Source organism: Paenibacillus silviterrae (assembly GCF_030167925.1).
Classification (GTDB): Bacteria; Bacillota; Bacilli; order Paenibacillales; family NBRC-103111; genus Paenibacillus_G; species Paenibacillus_G silviterrae.
In genome coordinates this window covers 249,398-272,182 of sequence record NZ_JASKUT010000001.1, presented here as the reverse complement: position 1 = coordinate 272,182, position 22,785 = coordinate 249,398, and the positions used below count along the sequence as shown (strand labels likewise).

Genomic DNA, 22,785 nt, shown 5'->3' with positions numbered 1-22,785 from the left:
AATCCTCCCAATTTACTAAGATAAAATCTATTAATGGAAACCTAACTTTTTACCTCCGTTAGATGCAACCAATTTGTCTTTACCGATCATCATACTAAAGTACAGCATGATGAACGAGAAGACAATTGTAGCCGTAAACACATGTACGATCCCTGTATTTAACGAATTTTGCAGGACATGCAGCGTTTGGGCCGGAATAAATGCTTGTAAATTAGAGTCCATTAACAAATTCGGGTCCTTTAACAGCTTTGTCTGCTCTGAGGTCAGATTAACTGATAACGAGTCTGCACTAATCATTAGCTGATGATTAACTATTACCGCTAATAAACTACTGCCGACAGCCATTCCGATATTTCTAAAGAAGCTAAGCAAAGAGGTGACACTTGTTATTTGCTCGTGATTTACAGCCGTTTGAGCTAACAACGTGGTCATGGGAAGAAGCGGCCCCATTCCCAACCCCATAAAAATCATTGCTATAAAAAAGTACATATCTGCCGTTTGAAAATCGATTTGGGCCAGCATATAGCTGCCAATTCCAATAAAAATAACGGAAACAAACGCCATTGTCCTTGGTCTGACCTTCTCTAATAAATGACCGCCGATCCCTGTTCCAATAATCATAGCAACAATCATATGAGTAATGATCTTTCCTACATAAGTTACAGTACCTCCCATAACCCCTTGAATAAAGAAAGGAATGTAGATCATAACTGCAATCATTACAATACCCTGGAAGAAACCAATTCCAGAAGAGGACAATACCTTTCTATTAAATAATTGAATAGCAATAATTGGAGCTTGCGCTTTCTTCTCAACACGTAAAAATATGTATCCAAAAACAATACTTAATGAAAATAATGAAATGATTTGCCATGAACCCCAAGCATATTCTTTACCACCTGTTACCAAACCAAGCATAAGTGGAGCAATGGCAGCAGTGAGTAAAGCGGCCCCGGCAAAATCAACCGATCCCTTTTGACGTACTTTCTGCTCCTTGTAGAATATACAGATAATAATTAGGGCTAATATTCCCAACGGGATATTCATCCAAAAGACCCAGTGCCAAGAGAAATGATCTGTAACGTATGCGCCAAGGAGCGGTCCAATAATGAGCGATATCCCGTTTACCGCCGCAAATAAGGCTTGCATTTTCCCTTGCTTCTCTGGTTTGACCAGATCAAATATCATACTAAAAGCTATTGGCATCAAGGGGGCAGCACCTAGACCTTGAAGTGCTCTATAGATAATTAGCTGTCCCATTGATTCCGCGTTCGCTGACAATGCTGATGCCACAATAAAAGTAAAGAAGCCAATGATTAGAAAAGGCTTCTTGCCATATTGGTCAGCTAGTTTCCCAAAAATAGGGATGAAAATGGTTGATGTTAGTAGATATACAGAGAACACCCAGGAAAATATGCTCATCCCTCCCAGTTGGGCGACAACGGAAGGAACGACGGTTGCCATGATGGTATGATCTAGATTTTCCATAAAAACACCAATTAGCAAGGCAAATAAAACGACTAATTTATTAGCTTCCTTCAATGATATTCCTCCTTTGATTTTGCACTCAAAGGACCCTTCTTCAAAGTGATCCAACAAGAGCCCTAAATTCATGATATACCCAAATCGAGTAACGAGGCGCGCAAATTCTGCCCACATGTCCGCAAATTTTTGCGGTTTGCACGAAAAAAACCTTTTTTCTGCCATTAAAGCATTTTTTTTAAATGTTCCTTAACCAGGGGAAAACTGCCTTTGGGAGTCCCTAGAATTTTCTCGAATATCTCAATAACTGCATCAAGCTTTGTAAAATACTGTTGCTCAGACCATGAAAAATAACTCGGATCAAGCATAAAGTTCATTCCAATCAACAGAAACTCCGTAGTTTCCTGAGGATAGTCAGTATTAAATACCTTTTCGTCAATTCCCTGCATAACCACTTCAGATATAATTGGGACGAACTCATTAATTAAAGCAACCTTCATTTTCTTATGAAGTCTTATGTTATCTTCGCGATGCAAATATTTCATCAAACCGGTGTGATAATGTATGGTAGCTTCTTGTAAAAAAAAACGGATTATCTTGTTCAATTTGTCAATTGCATTCAAATCGGACGCTAAGCGAATTAAATGGAAAGCTTCAATGACTTTTTCCAGTGCATCTCGGATTACTGCATCAGCAATCTCTTCTTTGGATTTAAAATAATGGTAAAATGTCCCTTTAGCCACACCCATTTTATGAATAATATCATTAATACTGGTTTTCTCGTACCCCTGAGAAATGAATAGTTCTCTAGATGTATTCATAATTTCGCGTCTGCGTTCCTCAGGTTGTTTAATGATTCGTTTCAAAATCCCACTGCCTCTCAATTAATTCATGTATGATTGACCACCAGTCGGTATATAATGTATGATACTATGGGGACCGACCGCCGGTCAATCTTGTCCAGATGGAGGTATGCTAAATGCAAGTTGCCGAAGCCTTAAAAGACTTAATCAAAAATCAGCTTATACATAATAGATACAAAAGTATTTTCTATTTGGACAATGAGGGCAACTCTCCATTAACCGCAACTAACGAAACATTATTTTTTTTAAAGCAATATAGGCTTGATTTCATCCAATGGTTTAAAGCCACTACATCTAACGAATTGCAGCGAACCATTACATATATATCTAAAGCCTGTATTGCTAGCCTACTGCAAGCAAACCAATACATACATTTGAGCAAAAGTGATCAATTTCAGTTGGAACGTTTATATCATAATTCAATTGAGGCAATTTATCAGTGTATCAAGAAGTTAAACCTTCCAAATGAACACATTATGGACTGCTTCCATGATCATTACCATAGGCTGCGATTGTTTTTAATCCAAAGCAACGGTAAGGACTTATTTGAAACTTACAAATCCAACCCTGAAATTCCATTTGTGATAAATTCAGAGTACACAGCAAGATTTCAACTTCAGATATTGGGTTTGGGTCTTAATGATATATCTACACCTATTCTTGACATTGGCTGCGGTCGGGAAGCTAACCTTGTCCGATATCTTCACCGGCAACATAAGGAAGCATATGGCCTTGATCGTCGGGAAAGAAGCTATAAATATGTTATAACTGGTGACTGGTTGACCATGGACTACGGATTGGATTGTTGGGGCACAATTACTTCTCATATGGCGTTTACAAACCATTTTCATCATCACCATTTACGTAACGATGGACGTTATGCCGATTATGCTCGAATGTTTATGCATATACTTCATTCGCTTAAAATAGATGGTTGTTTTGCGTATTCACCAAGTCTTCCATTCGTTGAAAAAATCATAGCTCAAGACAATCGCTTCCGAATAATCACTACAACAATTCATAACCGTCTATCTTCTACTAGGATTTATCGAATTAAGTAAGTTAATCAAGTAAACGGGGGTACACGTAGCCTTCAATTAAGTGAAAAGCCCTCAAAACATATGAGGGCACTCTTTGTTTTAATTCTGAAAGTATGAATTATTTTTACTCGTTGCTATGTAGGTAATATCCTTCATTTGTCTTACCACTATGATTTTCGTAATATCCGTGTTTTGGTGAGGAATAACTGAAAATACACAACTGCCTTCAATTATTTCTTTAATTTCTACGTCAATCATCAATTGATCCCTGATAAGCTTCGTATAAATCCCTATGTTGGGCTGTTCTCCCGTCTTTAATAAAACGTGGAAATATTCAAATTTAATATTTTCTCCTCTATGCACCATTACCGTGACTATAAACTTGGTCTTTAGTGCATCTCCGCCAATCATATTGTTCAAAAATAACACTCCAATTTGTATTATATAAACTATTATCTTTAATGGAAAGAAAGTCAAAAGCATCTTCAAATGACTTCGCTGAATTACTTGGACGAATAGACATCGCGCAAGCATTTGCGGATGACGCACAAATCTATTGCCCTATACTTTTTGCTGATGATCTTTAATTGAATTTTCAATCATATATTGATGGATTAAGTTCAAAGACTCAGATAATTCTAGTAGTTCCTCAGAGGACATTAATGATAATAATTCTGACAACGCCTCTGCTAGCTCATCGCCTAACCACTGCTTTATTTCTAAATTAATGTTTTTACCTATCTCGTTGACCAAGACATCATCTTCCTTTCGTCCTAACTTAACTTCAGAATCTTTTCCTAATGCCTATTTGCATAATAGGATCAAAAAAGGAAAAGTTGTTTTTTTCTTTATATTTTTCATAGTAGAGTGCTGTATCCGCACATTTCATTAATGAGTCTACATCAGTTCCATCATGAGGATATATACTTATACCTATGCTCATAGAGACAACCAATTCTTTCCCTTCTAGTTGAAAGGGCATTCGAAAGCTTGATATTAACTCCAATGCAAGATCCTGAGCTTCCTTTACATTTTCGGTTGGTAAAACAAGGGTAAACTCATCTCCACCGATACGTGAAAGAAATCCTCTTTTATTTATTTGTTTATCTAGTCTTTTCGAAGCATCAATTAAGAACCTATCCCCAGCTGCGTGACCTAAGGTGTCGTTAATATCTTTAAAGTTATCGAGATCGATAATAAATAAAGCCAATTTTTTATTTATCTCATGGTTATTTAAATGCGAACTAAGATATTCATGAAAGTGGTTTCGATTAGGAAGTCCGGTCAATGTGTCAAAGTATGCAAAGCGTCTGATTTTTTCTACCAAAATGAAAATTCGTGACCCTATTTTTTTTATTATGAAATAAAGAACAGAGAATGCCGCTAAATAAACCAGAATCATCATAGCAAGTATTTGATATATTATCTTATCTCTTTTGGAAGTATCCAAAACTATTGTTATTAATCTATTTTCGGGTAAAGGGACAAAGATTTTTTTGTAATTTGTTCCACTTTCCCTAAAGGAAACTGTCTGCATACTTCCCAGCAGCAAGCTGTCACCCATCACAGTCTTGTCTTCCTTAAGCATGTAGGTGTGCTTACCATAGAGAATTGGCAAGTCCTTTTTGGGTTCAACCACACTATTTTTAGTGTCATTCAAATATGGTTCAACATTAATAACTGCAATTTCCACGATATCAGGTGATGACTTGATCATGCTTTCGATTAATCTGCTAGGTCCGTAGGCATCAATAAATATTTGTACATCGGCGGCTGAGATATAAGGATTAATGATAAAGTCTGTTGTACCGTCATAATAATAAGCGTATAGAAATTGTTTATTATACAGTACGGACTTTACCAATGGACCTACCCAAAAATGCTCACTTCTAAATCCCTCCTTAACACGTACAGGTTGTAAATCAAACAATTGTTCAAAAGCACTAAACCAATATCCCCAACTCCTACTGCTTAACCCTACTTCTTTGGGGTCTGATGACTTCGCTACAACGATGTCTCCCTTGTGTTGAACGAATAAAGAAATATCAGACAAATCCCATTCCTCCCTTAGTTTTATCAGCTCCTTTTCACTAATCGTCGAAACGCTCCGACCACTCAATTGTTTTGCTATCGTTTTAGAAATAGCTAACATACGCAATCCAACGAGTTCTTCATAAGTATCTGCTGCTGTATCTGTAGCTTCTATAGCACTAGTAATAAGACCAGTGACAGACGTTATCTCCTCATTTTGCGAAAGGTCAAATTTACTCCCAACCAAGTAAAATATAACGCAAAAGGTTACTAAGCTAATTATGGTAAGAATAAGGCCTGATTTTACAACGGTTCGTTTTATGATATCAGCTTCTTGTTTATGCATAATTTTTCTCCCCAAACACCTTCTTATATTGATAATCTTCGTTAAATACTATAGTTAATTTTACACTATAACAAACATGCCTAATCCGCATTTTATTAGCATATCCACGCAAAAAAATAAGGTGCCCACGCAAATTGATGAATTTTTATGTTGGCGGACTATTTCTTTTTGAAGAGAATCAACCGCATCCCCCCATTAACTATGCAACCTGTTATGCAAGAATTGTAGAACTGTGTCAAATAATGCGGGAATACCACGTTTTTTTGCGGGGAGTTACTCATAATATGCGGGATAAATGACTTTCGCATAGTGTAGGATATTTGTATAACCGGCAAACAAGTTAGACCTGTTGCTAACTCTCGGGAATATCGGAATCGGAGGAGATTGTTATAAAGAAACATTGCTCATGCTAGTTTATTCAATCTATTTATCAAATGAGAGGAGTCTAAAAAAATGTTCCGAATGATTAATTGGTTTAGACAAACGTTTTTAAGTAATCTAGATACAGATAAGGGAAAAAATAAACTTGTAGCCCTAATATTTTTTATTGTGTATGGTTATGGGGAAATGAATGTACTGATCGGTGGATTACCTTTTACTAGTTCTACTAATATCATTTTTTTATCATTCACCGTTATTCTATTAATAATGTCTTTAATAGTCCTACGGCTTAAGAAGTTTGAAGCATCTTATAAATATATAATAACTGGTGGAAATTTGGTTATTACTATTCTTCAATTATGGCTGTTTAATACACTGGCACCTGTATATGAAATTGTTTATTTTACTATTGCACTCTCTGTCGTATATTTAAATAGCAGACTAGTGTTCTTTACTGGAATGTCACTCTGGATTTTCACATTACTTTCCAACAAGTTTTGGCATGAAATCTTTATGCCGATGCGAGCAGTAGAAACATCTAATGTTTCTGAAGGTCTTGTGTTACAAACAACGATTATACTTTGGGCTACTACCCTCATTGGGGAGTTCATTACCAGAGCTATGAAAAAGGAAAAGGAAACAGCCAGTCAAAAAAACTACGATTTACAAATGACTTATTTAACCATTGGGAATAATGTGAAACAACTACAAAGTAGTTTTTATACTCTAAGCGAGAATATGAAAACAACTTCTCAATCAACCGAAGATATCAAAATGGCCTTCAGGGAAATTGCGGCAGGTAACCAAAATCAAGCCGAAAGTATTACCGAATCAGCTTACAAAATAAACGAAATGCAAACAATTACTGAGAGCATTCTGGAACGAATTAAGTCTGTCGCTGGAAATATTATTGTTAGTTTGGAATTGGCCAATAGCAGTAAAACCAGCATTTATACCTTTGCAGATAATATGAAAAATTTAACAGATCTTGTAAATGAGACAGGACAAATCGTTCGCGACCTGAATGCAGAATCTGCCAAAATAAATGCAATTGTTAAGCTTATAACAGATATTGCATCACAAACTAACCTTCTTGCTTTAAACGCCGCAATTGAGGCAGCCAGAGCCGGCGAACATGGTAAGGGTTTCGCAGTTGTAGCAGGTGAGGTAAGGAAGCTTGCTGAACAATCACAAGAATCCGCACAGAATATACGGGAAATTTTAAAAGTTATTATGGATAGAGCGGAAGTCATCGAAGATAAAATAATACGAGGTGAATCTGTACAAAAAGATAATAGTGAAATATTGGAAACCGTCTATTCTAACGTTGATGAACTTAGTACTTTTATCACAAACATTAATGACGTTATGAAATCTGTTGTAGAGCAGCAGGAAAAATTCAAAAATAATTCAATAGTCATTGTAGATGAGATAAGCATTGTATCTAGTGTTACGGAAGAGACATCAGCAGCAACTCAAGAGGTACTGGCAAGTGTAGAAGAAGAAACAAGTCGAATTCAATCTTCAGTGGAAGCATTAGACGGAGTTAAAAGTTCTATAGATGAGCTAAGAAAGTCGTTAGAATCATCCACTTAGTCAGATACTATGTTCAACTTACGAGAGACAAGGGTCTGTCCAGTATTTTGTGTAAACCCTCTTAAAGCAAAATTCTAACGCAAATAATGACCGATCCGGTCGGGGACGAAAACGGAGAGCTGGAGGAGCATCTGCCCCCAGTTTTGTACACGACCTGTCCATTTGCGAGTCACATCCATCGTCGCTAAGTAGAGCATTTTCAGCAGCGCTTCATCGCTTGGGAAAATGCTCTTTCCTTTTGTGACTTTGCGAAGCTGGCGATGGTAGCTCTCAATCATGTTTGTCGTGTAGATCAGCTTACGGAACTCTGGCCGGTATTTGAAGAAGGTGGAGAGTTCCTCCCAATTGTTGCGCCAGGAACGGACAATGAGGGGGTATTTGCTGCCCCATGTGTCTTCAAAACGATCCAACTCCAACAAGGCTGCTTCTTCGGTAACTGCTTTATAGATCGGCTTCAGATCAGCAGTTACCTTTTTCAAATCCTTGTAAGATACATAACGGGTAGAGTTACGAATCTGGTGGATGATGCACTTCTGGATCTCCGTATTTGGATAACAGGCGGAAATCGCCTGGGAGAAGCCCGTCAGGTTATCTACACAGGTGATCAGAATGTCTTGAACACCACGGTTACGAAGGTCGTTAAGTACGCTGAGCCAGAATTTCGAAGACTCGTTCTCCCCAATCCACATGCCCAGCACGTCCTTGTTGCCGTCTAAATCGAATACCAATGACCATGTAAGCGCCTTGTTCACAATGGCGCCGTCTTGCTTCACTTTGTAGTGAATGGCGTCCATAAAGACGACCGCATAGATGCTCTGCAGCGGCCGATTCTGCCATTCTTTAATGAGGGGTACAATCTTGTTCGTTACGTTCGAGATCATTGTTGGAGAGACGTCAATGCCGTACAGGTGATTCAGATGATCCTGGATATCCCGTGTGCTGACACCCTTGGCGTACATAGCGATGATCTGGTCCTCAATGCCGGTCACCGTGGACTGATGCTTCTTCACGATAACAGGCTCGAACACACCATTACGGTCGCGTGGAACGCTAATCTCGACGTCTCCATACTCGCTCGTTACGGTCTTCTTGCTCTTACCGTTACGGCTGTTAGACGTCGTTTTGCTCTTCACGTCATGCTTTTCATAGCCTAGTTCCGTGTCCAATTCCGCTTCCAGCATCGATTGCAGCGTCTCTGCAAACAACTCCTTTAGTGCGGATTGAACATCGTCCATCGTCTTGAGGTTATTCTCCTTCACAAACGCCTTTACTTGTTCCTTACTGAATCTCGCCATGGGTGCCATCCTCTCAAACCAACCTTTCTCTTATTGTAATCTAAATTCGGTTTGAGAGTTTACACAGAATATTTTACAGACTCAGAGACAACTGAAAATCGATTAACACCTTAAAATGAGTAGGAGTCACACGTATCCTGCTCTTTTCTATATTATTGGCTATAGTTATAACTAAATATATGTTGACTTTCTTTCAAATTAAAACCGCCCTATGAAAAGGACGATTGAGTTTTTACAATTACGGTTGTGTGCTTATAAATTGAACAATTCCAATTAAAAACATCATAAGAATAAAAACTACAACAAATCCTATTATAAATTTAGACACGTTAGAGGAACGAGATTTTTCTTGAATCTGTTTCTCGATAGTGCTCAATCTTTCTTTGATTTGTTGTAGCTCCTTATCTTGGTCCATGGAATCCATCCCCTTTACTCACAACATTTTAAACCTTTACGGTAGTTGTTAATTTCTCAGATTGTCTAACCGATAATTCTTGACAAACCCCTGCTCGAAAAAAAATACAAAATCATACCAAGTTCATTCTTTTATGCTAGATGGTATCAACTGCATTAATTTTAGCCGTGTAATAAATTCGAAGGTATAACGATATAAGTGCTTGTAGTTCGCGACACGATTTAGTAACTGTTTTTTTCCTAACGCTCGAAAGATGGTTCCGTACTGTCTTTTCTGTAACATACAGATGGTTACTTAATCTTCATCCCGTAACCCCTCAACGACAAGTAACTTAGTGATTTCCAATTCCCTCTTTGTAAGCGAGTATTCTTTGGCAAAATTAATAAATACTGAATTAGAAAACGTATATAGAAGCATATTCATTTGGATAGAGAGTCTCTCGACCTCCATCATTTTTTGATTAATATTGTTTGTATGAACCCAGCTTTCTTCTAAAGTTCGAATTATATTCATTTATGATAAATCACTCCTTTTTTAAAAAATACTTTTTCTTAATTTTCCATTTGGACTAACAACCGTTTTGTTTCCATCCTTCTCCTCCCTAGTAGTCTTTCTAAAAATTAAATTTTATGGACTCCTTTGCTTTCTTAATGGAATACTTGAAGTTCTCCTCGATAGCATACAGTAGTTGATCCAGCTCTGAATGAGTAAGTATCCTTGTGTATCTAGTTGATATATTGTTCTTTACCTCTTCTAGTTGCTTCTTCTCCAATATTGTGAGCTCGTTTTCCATGAATATCACCTTCCAATTATATTCATTTCAATCTTTATTTTTATATAGGAATATCGTACACCATATTGAGATACCTTGTTCCGCAATTTATGAGCAATCTCACGCAAAAAAATTAGGTATTCACGCAAAATTTGACTTGATGAAAGGAATTTTTCCTATAATCTACTATGAATTTTGCTTTATCTTATAAAAATAAAAAAAAGACCCCTAAAATTCAGAAGTCACTGATATCGCAAATGTTATTTAATCTTTCTTAAAATAAAACGTCTATCAATATAAAAAGCGGATAAAAATGCTAAGATACCAAGTAAACATAAATTCATTAATGATTCTAGAGGGAACTTATTGCCTTCAAGCTTAAGTTGATCTGCACGATATTCTAATCGTTTAGCATCCCATTTGGCGGTTAGAATATCCTCTTGCTTAGCCAGCTGCTGTAGCGCCGCATCAAAAACAAATCTGGTTGGATTGTCACTATGAATGAACTCCGGCTCTACTCTATTGTTTACCTCTCTCCACTGTTTTACTTCTTCTGTTGATAAGGTTAACGATTCCGCGCCTGTAGCAAATAATCTATCTATTTCAGGTGCTGCAGAGCTTGCATACCTTGGAATCAGATTTAGGTTATGTTTTGTCACGATAGGCCTTATGGAATCCGAAATAGTAAAGATCTTAGTTGTTCCAAGTGGGGCGAAGGTATCGAATATTGAGGTCAGTGCACTTTCTTCTATTCCATCGTAAAGTAACACGCCTATCTTTTTCTTGTTTAACTGAAATGCCAGGTTTAAGTAATAAATGACTTCGGTCTTATCAATATAATAAGGGTCTACTTTAGGATTCTTTACAAAATGATAGGAAGGGTAATTTAATTCTTTGGCAACCCTCTCGGCTATAGGTTCACCTAATTGCTGAGAAATGACATGTAAAGTCGCATCGATTCCCGATGTGAGTCCAGCCGAAGCAGTGATGTTTCCATCTTGAACATAACGTTGATTTCTAACCCAATTAGTATCTTTATATTTATTTTTTACCGAGTTAACAATTCTCCAGTGTATGGTTGATGTTTTCCCTTTTAACAACCCTGCGTCTGCAAGATTCATGGATCCGGAACAAATGCTTAATATTTGGGTGTTAGCATGCTTTTGTAACCATTCTTTAACAGGCTGATATTTATTTTCATCAACCATAGGAATATAAGGAACTACGATAAGATCTGGACTTTTTCCAAGCATTTTATCCATTTCTTCAAATGAAAAATGTGGTGCTATATCCAGTCCGCCAGTTAAGGAAGTGATTTGTTTTGTTGGGGCAACAGCGTAAACATTATAGGCTTCAGTCATCGCAAACATTTCATATGGCACCATAAAATCAAATACCTCAGTTACTGGATTACCTAATACAACAGCCACAGTAGGTTTAGATGGATTATACTTAGCCACATTAACGCCTTGAAGTGAAGAAGTACTAGTGTCACGAGAGGAAAGCCAATTAGCACGCGAGTTAACTGCCCCGACAGCGCCCGTTCCCCCTACAAACAGAATAAATAAAGATAAATAAATCAAAAATCTAAGTACTAATTTGATCAACTCGTTGTACCTCCTATCAAAAATAATTGCTATATATCAGGAAGATAATAAAGCAAGGGTGAATGCTACACACATCCAAATAACAATCAAATCCATTAGTATCATCATAATGCGCATAGCATTATGACCCATCCGTCTCTGCATCCAGTTAAGCATTCTATCCATTACATTAAACATTCATTTAGGTGTTAGTTCCATACAATCATTTGCTACTCTTTTTGTTCTTAATGAGTCGAAAATGCAATAAAGTGTCATTCCGATATTCGCGAATACAATTGTATTCTTAGCTAAGTTATAGCCAGAGGAAACAACGCTAAAAAGTTCCGGTGAAGATAGAACGTGCAAAATAATCATATGAATTTAATAGTAAACATAAAGAAGCTTTGTGGATGTGTTCGGTTTAAGATCATCATTGGTATAAACATCTATCATAGCAGTATTCCCCACTTTGTATATTTGAGTTCCGTCCGTTGCCACCCTTGCGAAAGTATAACCCGGCATTGTGAACTCAATATGAATAAAATGAAGGATTTGCTTAATGTATGATATCTACTTGCTTCTTCATTAATAATCTCTCATTAATGAAATTAAGATTTTCCAATACCCTAGCCATACTATTTTTAATTGTGGTTATTTTATTTGTCATGGTACTTAACGATTGGTACCCTACATTAGGATTAATTGCTTCCGACTCGATCATCGCCATCATGGTTTCTTTATCCTCAATAATAACTGCTATTAACGTTGCTATCGGATTTAGAAACTTATTAATGGACATGCTTAACATATGAATTTTTATAAGGTCTTCGGTCGTCATATTGCTGTCGTCTCTCAGTAGTTCATTAATTATTCTGATATCTCTTTTTTGATCCTCTAGGATTCTGCTTATCAACTCATAGTTGGTATTGAATTTTGTCATCACTTCAATATTCCTTTTAGCTGCGAATACTCCCATAATGCAAACACCTTACCTGATATAAAATTGTTTAACTTTTTGACATTCTGTTTAAATTAACTCTTCTTTCGGAAGAACACCTAAATTCTTAGCTCTCCTAATAAGCTCAGCTCTAGAAGTAACATGTAATTTATGGAACAATTCAGTTAAACTATACTCTAAGGATCGTTGACTTATCATCAACGCCTTTGAAATTTCTTTATTATTTTTCCCGTTGGCTATTTCAGACAGTAACTTATATTCCTCTCTTGATATAATCGTCTGCTCCTGCCCTTTATCCCCCTGAATGATGATTTCTTGTCTTCTTAATTGGCTAAGAAGGTGCATAGGAACTATTGCCTCTTTTCTAGCAGCGCAAATTATTGCATTAATTAGTTGCTCACGGGTAGAGGTTTTGGCTATGAAACCTGAAATTCCCGATTCCATCAACATATTGAAATGGGGTGATATATCAGAACCGGAATAAATTAGTATTGTTGCACTAGGGGCAATGTCCCGAACTTGTTTTGCCAAATCAACACCATTAATATGTGGCATATATAGGTCAAACAACATTACGTCATACGTACAATGTTGAACAAGGTCTAGTACGCCAAAAACATTCGTCTCTATCGTTACGTTCATACCCGGTTCCGACTCAATTAACATTTTTGTACCTTCAATCACTGAGCGATGGTCATCGACCAATAATATTTCCATTTAGCTCACCTTTCTATATAATTTTGTTTTATCTTAACTGGGAAACTATTTTATGCTTTGTTATATTTTACTTAAAGTCACTAAAAGTTCATTCATTACATTGTCGTCACCGGACTTAATTCGTTCCATAGCATAGCCTCTTATATGCTCTGCAATGATTAATTTGCCAACATTATTTAATGCTGAATGTGCGGCCGCTATCTGGATTAATACATCATCACAATGAGCATCACTCTCGATTAACCTTTTGAGACCTCTAATCTGACCTTCAATCCTATTCAGCCGATTCAATAGATTTTTTCTAGTTTTAATCGATCTGTGACTTTCCTTTTTTTCATTAGTAGAAATTATATAAATAAGCATACCTCCTAAGTCAAGGGCAAAAGGACTTTGTTATAAATCGGCCGATTTTACCTAGTTGTTCCGGTTTGGAGAAAAGGAAACCTTGGAAATAATCACACTGGTACATCTGTAACAACTTCAATTGTTCTTTGGTTTCTACCCCCTCAGCCGTTACTTTCAAATCTAATATTTGTGCTAAGTTTATTATCGCCTTCACGATGGCTTTATCTTTCTCCAACAGTAGTGAGTTTGTTACAAAAGATTTGTCAATTTTCAATCCAGCAATCGGGAGCGATTTTAAATAACTTAGTGAGGAATATCCCGTGCCGAAGTCGTCAATGTAAACCTCTATTCCCATTTTTTGAAGCTCCAACAAAATTCTAATCGTGTGTTCAATATCTTTCATCAAGAGACTCTCAGTTATTTCAAGCTTAATATTCCTTTCATTTATATTTACATCTTTTAAAATCTTTTTTACTGTACTAATAAATTGGGGTTTGCGAAAATGGGGCGCTGAAATATTCACTGTAACAAATAAATCCGTCAAATGATGATTATTAAGTTGAAAAATATCTAGAGACGCTTTTTTTAATACCCATTCACTTATGCTTTCCATCAACCCTGAATCTTCTGCGACTGGGATAAACTCTACCGGTGGGATATATCCCTTTATTGGATGATTCCATCTAAGTAATGCTTCCAGGCCTATGACATTTTGGGATGACACGCTCACAAGAGGCTGGTAATAAACTTCTAACTCTCTACGTTCAAAAGCTTTCCTTAAATCTTTTTCTAATGAGAATCTTTCAAATATTTGCTGCCCCATAGTATTTGAATAGATTTTATAACTATTACCAACTTCCTCTTTTGCAGTCGTGATTGCAATCCCTGCCTTTTTTAAGATTTCCTCTCTATCTGAACCATCTTCAGGAAATCTACTTATCCCAACGCATGTCTGTAAGCTAATCTCTTGCTTTCCAATAATAAAAGGCTTATCAAGCAGTGAAAACACATTTCTCATAAATTTCTTAATAATGGACTGCTTATGAGTCCCTTTTAATAAAATGCCGAACTCATTACCGGTTAATCTTGCTAAGATATCGTCCGTCCTCAGTATAGATTTTAATTTGCAGGAAAACTCTATTAGTAAAACATCCCCATAGTTTGGTCCTAAATTATCGTTAATACTCTTTAGCCGATTAATATTAACAATAAATAATGTGAACGGCTCTCTTTTTGTAATCTTTTGTGAAACCATTTCATCAAAAAAAGAACGGTTTGGAATATTAGTAAGATGATCTATATATGCAAGACTAGTAAATTTTTGTTCTGTTATCTTAGCTAAAGTAATGTCCCGGGCAATCCCAAAATAACCCCTAATTTGTTTTTCAACGATAATAGGCAAGATTTTTATTCTAACAAGGTTTACAACTCCATCTTTATGCTCGATACCCATATCTACAGATAGTGGAAATTTACGTCTTGCCTTAATAAAATTTCGAAAATCAGATTGATTGACAATTTGGGAAAAATGCATGTTGTTTAATTCGTTTACCGAGTATCCTGTAATTGTCGAGCATTCTTCATTGCATTGAGTAAATTCCCCAGCTAAATTAAGTACGAAAATTCCGTCAGGGCTTGAATTAAATAATAAATGATAAATTTGTTCGTTTTCTTTCATTTTTTTTTGCAAATGTATGTAATCCGTTATATTCCGTATTGCGATAACTAGATAATCCAGCTTTCCACTCATATCCAAAATACAATGAAACTGTGTTTTCACAAAATATATCTGATTTTCTTTTAATAACCGATGTATGAGCGTTGAGTTTTTTCCACTTAGCATAGATTCTTCGATCCTTTGTTTCCATAAATCACAATCATCCCAATGGATATAATTAATTAGCTCATCAAGAGAGGCTGGCATTTCATTCATAATACCGCTTTCCAGTGCCAAAGTAGAAAAAATTAACTCACTTTGTTTATTCCAAATGCTAATAATGTCTATTGTATGCTCTGAAAGGATCTGCAGCATATCGGAATAAAAATGAACTATCTGATTGTTTTGGACATCATTTATGCATCTAGTATCTTTATTTACGATCATAGACCCCACACCTACAGATATATATTTGGACTCACGGTTATTACTCCGTTTACCATAGGTTAAGCGTACATTTTATTGGATTTGCAAAGGATCAACGCTGTGTCTATTAACCATCATACACTATTCAGTATTAGTGCAATCCGCATAAAATTAGTAAAACCCCGCAAAAAATAGAGGTGTCCGCGCAATAATCTATTTCATTGTTTAGAAACGATAACGTCAGAGGCCGTCCTAGCATATAAGTTTGATCGCATAAAGTGAGGCGAGCACCCAAGAAGTATTTCCTTCGGAGAAAAGCATCAGCCTACCATGCAATTCACGTGGTAGGCTGATATGTATTTTATTAATATTAAAATATGGGTATAGTGATATCTACATGAAAACCTTGTTGTGGGGCAGAGTGAAACTCCACTTTTCCTTCCATACTAATTACTCTCTTCTCAAGTCCAGCAATACCCATATTCTGAAATGAACCAGTGAACGCCGATAAATCAACCCCAACTCCGTCATCAGAATAAGAAAAATAAATATGATCCTTTTGATTTAATAATTTAATCTTTACCTGTTCAGCTTTGGAATGTTTTGATGCATTGTTGAGCAATTCCTGAACAATACGATATAAACCTAGAATCTGTTCTTCATTAAGCACAGCATTAAAATTATGTACAATAAACTCAATCTCATAATTACAAAATAGCCGCTTATGTTCAAACAGGCTTTTTAATGATTCAACTAGTCCCATTTTTAGAAGAAATGGAGGACGCAGTTCGTTGCAAGTGATTCGAATCTGATGAATTGCATCCAACAGGCCTTCCTCGATTTGCTTTAGCTCATTTTCCAGAGGTGCATCGAAATTGCCGAAGGAGCGAATTGATTCTAACTTGCGATACCATATGATTAGATCCTGAAGAACAGAATCATGCAAGTCACTAGAGAGTGAAGATCGTTCCTTTTCAGATAAATTAAATAGAAGTCTTAGCATCCACTTTGGTGTTTCGTTTGTCTTTACCATGTTCTCTAAACGCTTCATAAGGCCTTCGATAAGCTGGAGGTTGTCGTAAAGAATAGTCGCATAATGAACTACTGTCATTAACCATTCTTCTTCCATTTTAGGCAACGTATGCTCCATTTTAATCCTCAAATACACCTTTTGTTGCTTCTCGCCGATTTTAATCCACTTATCATTATTATTCGTTTGAATATATTTCTGATCACTAGGTACTTCCTCTATACTTACTTCTGCACTTTCAAGCACATATTGTACCTCTTCAATTAATCTACCTTCTAGCTCCGCTACCTTCATTACATCTGCTAAATCCGTTGAGAATCGGTTAATGCTCTGCTGAAGGAATCTATATCGCTTTTCACTTTGGATTAATTCCCTCTCTTCTTTTTTTCTCTGGGTAATATCTTTTACTATACCATGGATACCATTTAATTTATTTTTAAGGAAGATAGGGACGAATGTGATACTAACGATTTTCTCATCAAGTAGTGAACCGATGAGCCGGCACTCTATATCGTTGGGTTGCCCTTGTCTCATTACTTCCGATAGTGTTTTACTTACCATAGAGCGATCTTCTTCAACAATCAGGCTTAGAAAATTTGAATTCGTTAATTGAATATCTTTCATACCTGTAATCAGTTCAAACGCATGGTTTGAATTGACAAAGCAGAAATTGTTGAGATCAACAGAAAACACGCCATCTAAATTATTGTCAAATAATGACCTATATCTTTGTTCGCTTTCTTCTAATGCTAATTCTGAAAGAACCTTGTCTGTTATGTCCAGTATCATACCATCCAGCCGTTCAACTTCGCCGTTGGAATTGATATATGGATGAACAATTAGTCTTCCCCATCGGGTTTCGTTTTGGATATGAATCCAACGAAAATCCCTGATAACCGGTGTTCCTTTATCTAGCGTACTTTTCACTTTACCCATAATCATTTCGGTATCTTCAAAATGAATATGATCGTGTAACCGTTTCGGATTCAACATAATCTCTTCTCTCGGGATTGCAAATGTTTTCTCAATACTTTTGGAACACAGAGTAAAGTGAGAAAAGTCCTTATCCGACGTCCAAACAGCTGCATTTATGTTATCGAGAATATTCTCTAGCAGCTTTTCTGCTGTTTTTCGCTCAGTGACATCTCTCACAACAACTACAACACTCTTCACATTTCCACGGCTATCCAGAACAGGCTTCACATGCGATTCTACGTAAACCGTATTACCTTCAGCATGTATAACTCTGTATTCTAGCTTCTTAACTTGTCTACTTTTCAATGCGCTTAAATGTATCGAAGAAACGTATTCCCTGTCATCAGAATGTATAACACCAAACGCGTCCATTCCCAGGTACTCTTCCATCTTATAACCGAACAAAGATTCAAAAGAAGGAGACACATATTGCACCGTAGATTCGGAATCAACTAAAACAATTGCATCATATGTATTCTCTGCAATGATCTGATACCTTTCTTTTTCTTCAAGTACTTTTATCAGATCAATTTGGGATAGTTCATCTTTTAGAGTAACAATACACCCTATTTCTTTATTTTCTCCATCTGTAATTGAAATTCTACTTTTTTCAAAATTTAACATTGTGCTTCTATCTAAGGGTCTGATTTCATTTAAATCAAATGAATCATCGGTAGTACAAAAACTGCTCTTAAACGCATGATTGCACCAAATGATTTGATCATGGAGATCAAGAATAAATACTGGATTCGGTGAGTTCTTCAATAATAGTTGAGCACACACAATTATCTCCTGATTATTCATTACCCTTTCCTCCATCTGTAATTTTATTTTAAAACATAAATAAGCAGCAAAGTGTATTTCGCTGGCGGGCCAAACCACAACATTTTATAACATTATTCTACCATAAACGTTACTTAAAATAGTATTTAATAACCTTAATTTTTGTTTAATTAGTTCTATCGAACTATATCTGGTTTTCTTCGGACTGAATAATTATTCACCATCCGTAGTACTGGCCTACTATCCTGATTTGAGTTTAAGGGTTATTCCAAAAGCTTGGGGTAAGATGCATTATTTTTTGGAAGTTGAAGGAGGGGCAATGCTATCGCGATTGACACTCTAACACACATAGGTATGCTCGAAAGGATTAATTGGAGGGAAGATTTGTTTCTGGTCATGTATCGGGATATCGGAAAACAAGGAAATACAATCACACCCCAAGAATCTTAAAGATATTTTCTGTAAGATTTTTGGGGTGCTACTTTATCTAATGTTTGTTCTATACAGTTTTGTTTAATGGAGTAGCTTTATTTATCTTACTTACTCTTCTATCAAGAAACATAGCCACTAACATTGCAATCATGATAGTCAATAACAAGTTCCCGTAAGTTTCATAAGGAAATGCTTTGCCCTCAAGTTGAACATCATCAGCACGATATTCAAGCCGCTTTACAGCATGTCTTGCAGTTTCAATATCCTCTTGTTTGGCTAAATCTTCAAGCTGGACTTCAAAAATGAATTTATCTATAGAGTCGCTATGAACAAACTGAAATTCCTTAGCGATGTCTTTCTCCTCCCAATCCCTTAGGGTTTCCATTACCAGTGTTTTCGCTTCCGTTCCAGGCACGATCATTTTATCTAGTTTAGGAACATTTGAAGTTGTGTATCGGGGCACTAGAGTCAAGCCGTGTTTTGTTACGATAGGCGCGCCTGAATTGGAGAACGAGAATACTTTGGTTGTTCCACTATCTGAATAAATATCAAAAACAGAAGCTAACGCCATTTCCTCCATGCCATTGTATAACATAGCACCAATCTTTTTCTTGCTCCACTGAAACGCATTATTCAATAGATAAGTGGAAAACTTCCAATCCATATTGAACGGTTCTACCGTTGGATTTTTGAGAAAGTGATAGGAAGGGTATTTTAAATCTTTCGCAACCTTCTCCGCCGCCGGTTCGCCTAATTTTTGTGAGATCATATATAACACGGCGTCTATTCCAGAAGATATACCCGCGGACGAAACAATATTTTTATCTGAGATCACATATCGCTGACCATTAACCCAATCCACATTTGGATATTGCCTTGTTAGGGCTGAATAGGTTTGCCAGTGTGTTGCAGCTGATTTTCCGTCTAATAAGCCAGTAGCAGCAAGATTCCCCGATCCGGCACAAATACTTAAAAACGTTGTATTTGAGTGCTGCAATATCCATTGACGCAGCGGCTCATATGACCCCTTCCTATACATAGTTATATAAGGGATTGTAATAATATCGGGACTTTTTTTTCCTAACAACTCGTCTAGTTCTTTAAATGTGTAGTGTGGTACAATATCAACCCCACCAGACAGTGACTTAACCTTATTGTCGGCAGCTACGGCATATACATTAAATGCACCAGTTCTTGAAAACATTTCGAAAGGAATCGTGAAATCCAATCCTTCCGTTATCTCATTGCCCAACAGAATGGCAACTGTTGGCTTTTGGGGGTCATGCTGCGGCTTATTTAGCCCTTCCAGAGGTGGAGTCGAATCCTCGCGTATGGCACCCCAAAAGCTTTTCTGAGAGCTATTAAACCCAACAAATCCCACTCCGCCTACTATGACGATAAAGCTACAAAAATAAATAACCATTCGAACTAAAAATTTCTTCATCAGAATGCTCCTAACACTATATTTGATTAACTCATTTATGAATATAAGATTGTAGTATGAACTCCATATGAACGAACAACTTATTGTTTCGATTTTCACAAATACATATATAAAAATACTGCTCCCATCCGAAAGCAGTATGACCTAATTTGGCAACTTCACTATAAAGGTTGCCCCAGTTCCCGGGCTACCGGTTACAATAATTTCGCCATTATGCATATCTATAATTTTCTTTACTATAGTTAGACCAAGACCATTTCCTTTAACAGTAGAGTCCCTTGCTTTATCTACTTTATAGAAAGGTTTAAATATATCCGTTCTCTCGTCTTCAGGAATTCCTATACCATTGTCTGTTACAGACACAATTGCCATGTTACTTTTTGTATGTGCCCTGACCACTATTCTCCCTTTCACCGGTGTAAACTTAATGCTATTACTAATCAGGTTAATCCAAACTTGATTAAGTTGATCTTCATCCCCTTGAAGAGTCATAGGTTGAAGCTGGATATCAATTTGAATATCTTTCGCTACCCACTGGGGCTCCATGTTAATAATCACATTCCGAAGTTGCTCATCTAGTCGAAAAATACTTACTTTTAACTTTTGGTCATATTGTAAAGAAGAGAAGCATAGTAGATTTTGACATAGCCTCGATAGTCTCTCACTTTCAGATTCAATGATAGACAAATAATGAAGACGGCTTTCTTCACTCAATTTTTTGTACTTTAATGCTTTGGTAAAACCGGATATAGAGGTTAAGGGGGATTGAATCTCATGTGAAACGCTGGAAACAAAATCATTTCTCATTCGGTCTAATTTAACCAATTGTTTTACCATTTCTTTAAAGCTATTGGTTAAACCACCGATTTCATCCTTTCGGTTGATGTTCAATTGAATATTAAAATTCCCCAATGCCATTCTCTTTGTAGCAATGGTTAATTGAATGATAGGTTTTACGACATAGCGCGCGGCAATAAGAATCATAATACTACCGAATAATAAAATAATTGCATAGATGACATGAATAGATTTGTTGACTTCCGCGTCAATCTTATTAATATCCATTACCAAGAATAATGCGTAAACCTCCCCTTCCAATTCAAAGGTTACACCCACCATCGGAGGGTGAATTTCACCTGTATCCATGTCTCTGATGATGCCACCATTAACAATTACATCCTCCACGTGTTTTTGAGTAATCTTGTTCAGCCATACTCTCTCCGGAAATAGGGGATGGCCTTCCTTATTAAATAGCTGTACTTTTACATTTGATAATGTTGATAAGGTTTCTGTTAAATAGAATAATTCATTTTTTGGGGTAGATTGATATACTTTTATAATGTTCTCGGCTTTCTCAAGTAAACTATCATATTGTACGCTTCTTATTCGATCTTGATATAACATTGAAGATACAAGAAAAGCCATAAATAAGCTTATGATGACTATGACTATGAAAATAAAAACAATACGTGTATAAAGTGACTTAATTATTATACACCTCCAGGCGATAACCCAAACCACGAACAGTCACTACACGAAATTCAGAGTCATAATCTTCAAAACGATCTCTCAACCTTTTGATGTGCACGTCTACGGTTCTTTCATCACCTTCAAAGTCAATACCCCATATTTGCTCTATTAAGCTTTCTCGCGTAAAAACTTGTCCTGGATGACTTCCCAACTTGTAAAGCAACTCAAATTCTTTCATGGGGATGGAAGCGGCCTTGCCATCTTGATAAGTAATCTGATAAGACTTACGATCTAGCACAATACTTCCGAGCTGAATTAAACTTGTACTAGAAATAAGATATCGTTTTAACAGAGCCTTCACCCTTAAAACAAGCTCAATAGGATCGAAAGGCTTTGTTAAATAGTCATCCGTCCCAAGTTTAAATCCCATTATTCGATCATGTGCCTCCGCCTTAGCAGTGATTATAAGTAATGGAACATCAAAATACTCCCGAAGGTTAGTACACAGGGTCCAGCCATCCATTCTAGGCATCATGATGTCTAATATCACCAGGTCAATGGGATGGTTCTCTGCATATTCCCAAGCATCCTCTCCATTTGATTTTTCAATTATTTCATATCCCTCGTCTTCTAGATATAAACGAACTAGTTCTCGAATATGAGCATCATCATCAACCACTAATATTTTTGGCAAAATGTAATCCTGCCTTTCTTCTTAACATCAACAAACTGTCTACGTAA

18 protein-coding genes are annotated in these 22,785 nt (G+C 36.5%); 2 read left to right on the top strand and 16 right to left on the bottom strand.

Annotated elements, in window-relative coordinates; all coding sequences use genetic code 11:
• Window positions 1–30 precede the first annotated feature (30 nt).
• The gene (locus QMO62_RS01245) at window positions 31–1,542 is read right to left on the bottom strand and encodes an MFS transporter (RefSeq protein ID WP_284638110.1); all 1,512 of its coding nucleotides are present in this window, start codon (window positions 1,540–1,542) and stop codon (window positions 31–33) included.
• A gap of 164 nt (window positions 1,543–1,706) precedes the next feature.
• Window positions 1,707–2,348, bottom strand: a complete 642-nt coding sequence (locus tag QMO62_RS01240) for a TetR/AcrR family transcriptional regulator (RefSeq protein ID WP_284638108.1) — start codon at window positions 2,346–2,348, stop codon at window positions 1,707–1,709.
• Window positions 2,349–2,461: 113 nt separating this feature from the next.
• On the opposite strand from QMO62_RS01240, the gene QMO62_RS01235 reads away from it, so the two are divergent.
• Window positions 2,462–3,406, top strand: coding sequence for a class I SAM-dependent methyltransferase (locus tag QMO62_RS01235; RefSeq protein ID WP_284638107.1), 945 nt, complete (start codon window positions 2,462–2,464; stop codon window positions 3,404–3,406).
• 78 nt (window positions 3,407–3,484) lie between these two features.
• Here QMO62_RS01235 and QMO62_RS01230 read toward each other — a convergent pair whose 3' ends face one another.
• From QMO62_RS01230 to QMO62_RS01220, 3 genes are all read right to left on the bottom strand, one after another.
• Complete coding sequence (locus QMO62_RS01230) at window positions 3,485–3,805, bottom strand: hypothetical protein (RefSeq protein ID WP_284638105.1); 321 nt, start codon at window positions 3,803–3,805, stop codon at window positions 3,485–3,487.
• A gap of 141 nt (window positions 3,806–3,946) precedes the next feature.
• Window positions 3,947–4,138 carry a hypothetical protein gene (locus QMO62_RS01225; protein WP_284638103.1) on the bottom strand — a complete coding sequence of 64 codons (192 nt, stop codon included), beginning with the start codon at window positions 4,136–4,138 and terminating at the stop codon, window positions 3,947–3,949.
• A 31-nt stretch (window positions 4,139–4,169) separates the two neighbouring features.
• Window positions 4,170–5,762, bottom strand: coding sequence for a diguanylate cyclase domain-containing protein (locus QMO62_RS01220; protein ID WP_284638101.1), 1,593 nt, complete (start codon window positions 5,760–5,762; stop codon window positions 4,170–4,172).
• A gap of 453 nt (window positions 5,763–6,215) precedes the next feature.
• Here QMO62_RS01220 and QMO62_RS01215 point away from each other — a divergent pair, with 453 nt between their 5' ends.
• Entirely contained in the window at window positions 6,216–7,739 is a 1,524-nt protein-coding gene (locus QMO62_RS01215; RefSeq protein WP_284638100.1) for a DUF4077 domain-containing protein, read from the top strand.
• 74 nt (window positions 7,740–7,813) lie between these two features.
• Here QMO62_RS01215 and QMO62_RS01210 read toward each other — a convergent pair whose 3' ends face one another.
• The 11 genes from QMO62_RS01210 to QMO62_RS01160 form a co-directional block, all read right to left on the bottom strand.
• A complete protein-coding gene (locus tag QMO62_RS01210) occupies window positions 7,814–9,034 on the bottom strand; it encodes an IS256 family transposase (RefSeq protein ID WP_284638098.1) in 1,221 nt (406 codons plus the stop codon).
• 238 nt (window positions 9,035–9,272) lie between these two features.
• Window positions 9,273–9,449 carry a hypothetical protein gene (locus QMO62_RS01205; protein WP_284638097.1) on the bottom strand — a complete coding sequence of 59 codons (177 nt, stop codon included), beginning with the start codon at window positions 9,447–9,449 and terminating at the stop codon, window positions 9,273–9,275.
• A 1,032-nt stretch (window positions 9,450–10,481) separates the two neighbouring features.
• Entirely contained in the window at window positions 10,482–11,828 is a 1,347-nt protein-coding gene (locus QMO62_RS01200; protein WP_348651690.1) for a DJ-1/PfpI family protein, read from the bottom strand.
• 535 nt (window positions 11,829–12,363) lie between these two features.
• Window positions 12,364–12,783, bottom strand: a complete 420-nt coding sequence (locus tag QMO62_RS01195) for a hypothetical protein (protein WP_284638095.1) — start codon at window positions 12,781–12,783, stop codon at window positions 12,364–12,366.
• Between the two features lie 51 nt (window positions 12,784–12,834).
• Complete coding sequence (locus QMO62_RS01190; RefSeq protein ID WP_284638094.1) at window positions 12,835–13,482, bottom strand: response regulator transcription factor; 648 nt, start codon at window positions 13,480–13,482, stop codon at window positions 12,835–12,837.
• A gap of 60 nt (window positions 13,483–13,542) precedes the next feature.
• Complete coding sequence (locus QMO62_RS01185) at window positions 13,543–13,845, bottom strand: metal-sensing transcriptional repressor (RefSeq protein WP_284638092.1); 303 nt, start codon at window positions 13,843–13,845, stop codon at window positions 13,543–13,545.
• A 10-nt stretch (window positions 13,846–13,855) separates the two neighbouring features.
• Window positions 13,856–15,931 carry a sensor domain-containing protein gene (locus tag QMO62_RS01180; RefSeq protein ID WP_284638090.1) on the bottom strand — a complete coding sequence of 692 codons (2,076 nt, stop codon included), beginning with the start codon at window positions 15,929–15,931 and terminating at the stop codon, window positions 13,856–13,858.
• A gap of 349 nt (window positions 15,932–16,280) precedes the next feature.
• Window positions 16,281–18,719, bottom strand: coding sequence for a sensor histidine kinase (locus QMO62_RS01175; protein WP_284638088.1), 2,439 nt, complete (start codon window positions 18,717–18,719; stop codon window positions 16,281–16,283).
• A gap of 478 nt (window positions 18,720–19,197) precedes the next feature.
• On the bottom strand, window positions 19,198–20,574 hold the full coding sequence (locus QMO62_RS01170) for a DJ-1/PfpI family protein (protein WP_284638086.1): 1,377 nt from the start codon (window positions 20,572–20,574) through the stop codon (window positions 19,198–19,200).
• Between the two features lie 144 nt (window positions 20,575–20,718).
• Complete coding sequence (locus tag QMO62_RS01165) at window positions 20,719–22,095, bottom strand: sensor histidine kinase (RefSeq protein ID WP_504928717.1); 1,377 nt, start codon at window positions 22,093–22,095, stop codon at window positions 20,719–20,721.
• Entirely contained in the window at window positions 22,058–22,738 is a 681-nt protein-coding gene (locus QMO62_RS01160; protein ID WP_284638082.1) for a response regulator transcription factor, read from the bottom strand. Before QMO62_RS01160 ends, QMO62_RS01165 begins: the two co-directional genes overlap by 38 nt.
• Window positions 22,739–22,785 lie beyond the last annotated feature (47 nt).

Excerpts from the sequence above, each read along its gene's own strand:
- QMO62_RS01235 (WP_284638107.1), top strand. The coding sequence starts at position 2,462 with ATGCAAGTTGCCGAAGCCTTAAAAGACTTAATCAAAAATCAGCTTATA.
- QMO62_RS01220 (WP_284638101.1), bottom strand. The coding sequence starts at position 5,762 with ATGCATAAACAAGAAGCTGATATCATAAAACGAACCGTTGTAAAATCA.
- QMO62_RS01215 (WP_284638100.1), top strand. The coding sequence starts at position 6,216 with ATGTTCCGAATGATTAATTGGTTTAGACAAACGTTTTTAAGTAATCTA.
- QMO62_RS01210 (WP_284638098.1), bottom strand. The coding sequence starts at position 9,034 with ATGGCGAGATTCAGTAAGGAACAAGTAAAGGCGTTTGTGAAGGAGAAT.
- QMO62_RS01205 (WP_284638097.1), bottom strand. The coding sequence starts at position 9,449 with ATGGACCAAGATAAGGAGCTACAACAAATCAAAGAAAGATTGAGCACT.
- QMO62_RS01195 (WP_284638095.1), bottom strand. The coding sequence starts at position 12,783 with ATGGGAGTATTCGCAGCTAAAAGGAATATTGAAGTGATGACAAAATTC.
- QMO62_RS01190 (WP_284638094.1), bottom strand. The coding sequence starts at position 13,482 with ATGGAAATATTATTGGTCGATGACCATCGCTCAGTGATTGAAGGTACA.
- QMO62_RS01185 (WP_284638092.1), bottom strand. The coding sequence starts at position 13,845 with ATGCTTATTTATATAATTTCTACTAATGAAAAAAAGGAAAGTCACAGA.
- QMO62_RS01180 (WP_284638090.1), bottom strand. The coding sequence starts at position 15,931 with ATGATCGTAAATAAAGATACTAGATGCATAAATGATGTCCAAAACAAT.
- QMO62_RS01175 (WP_284638088.1), bottom strand. The coding sequence starts at position 18,719 with ATGAATAATCAGGAGATAATTGTGTGTGCTCAACTATTATTGAAGAAC.
- QMO62_RS01170 (WP_284638086.1), bottom strand. The coding sequence starts at position 20,574 with ATGAAGAAATTTTTAGTTCGAATGGTTATTTATTTTTGTAGCTTTATC.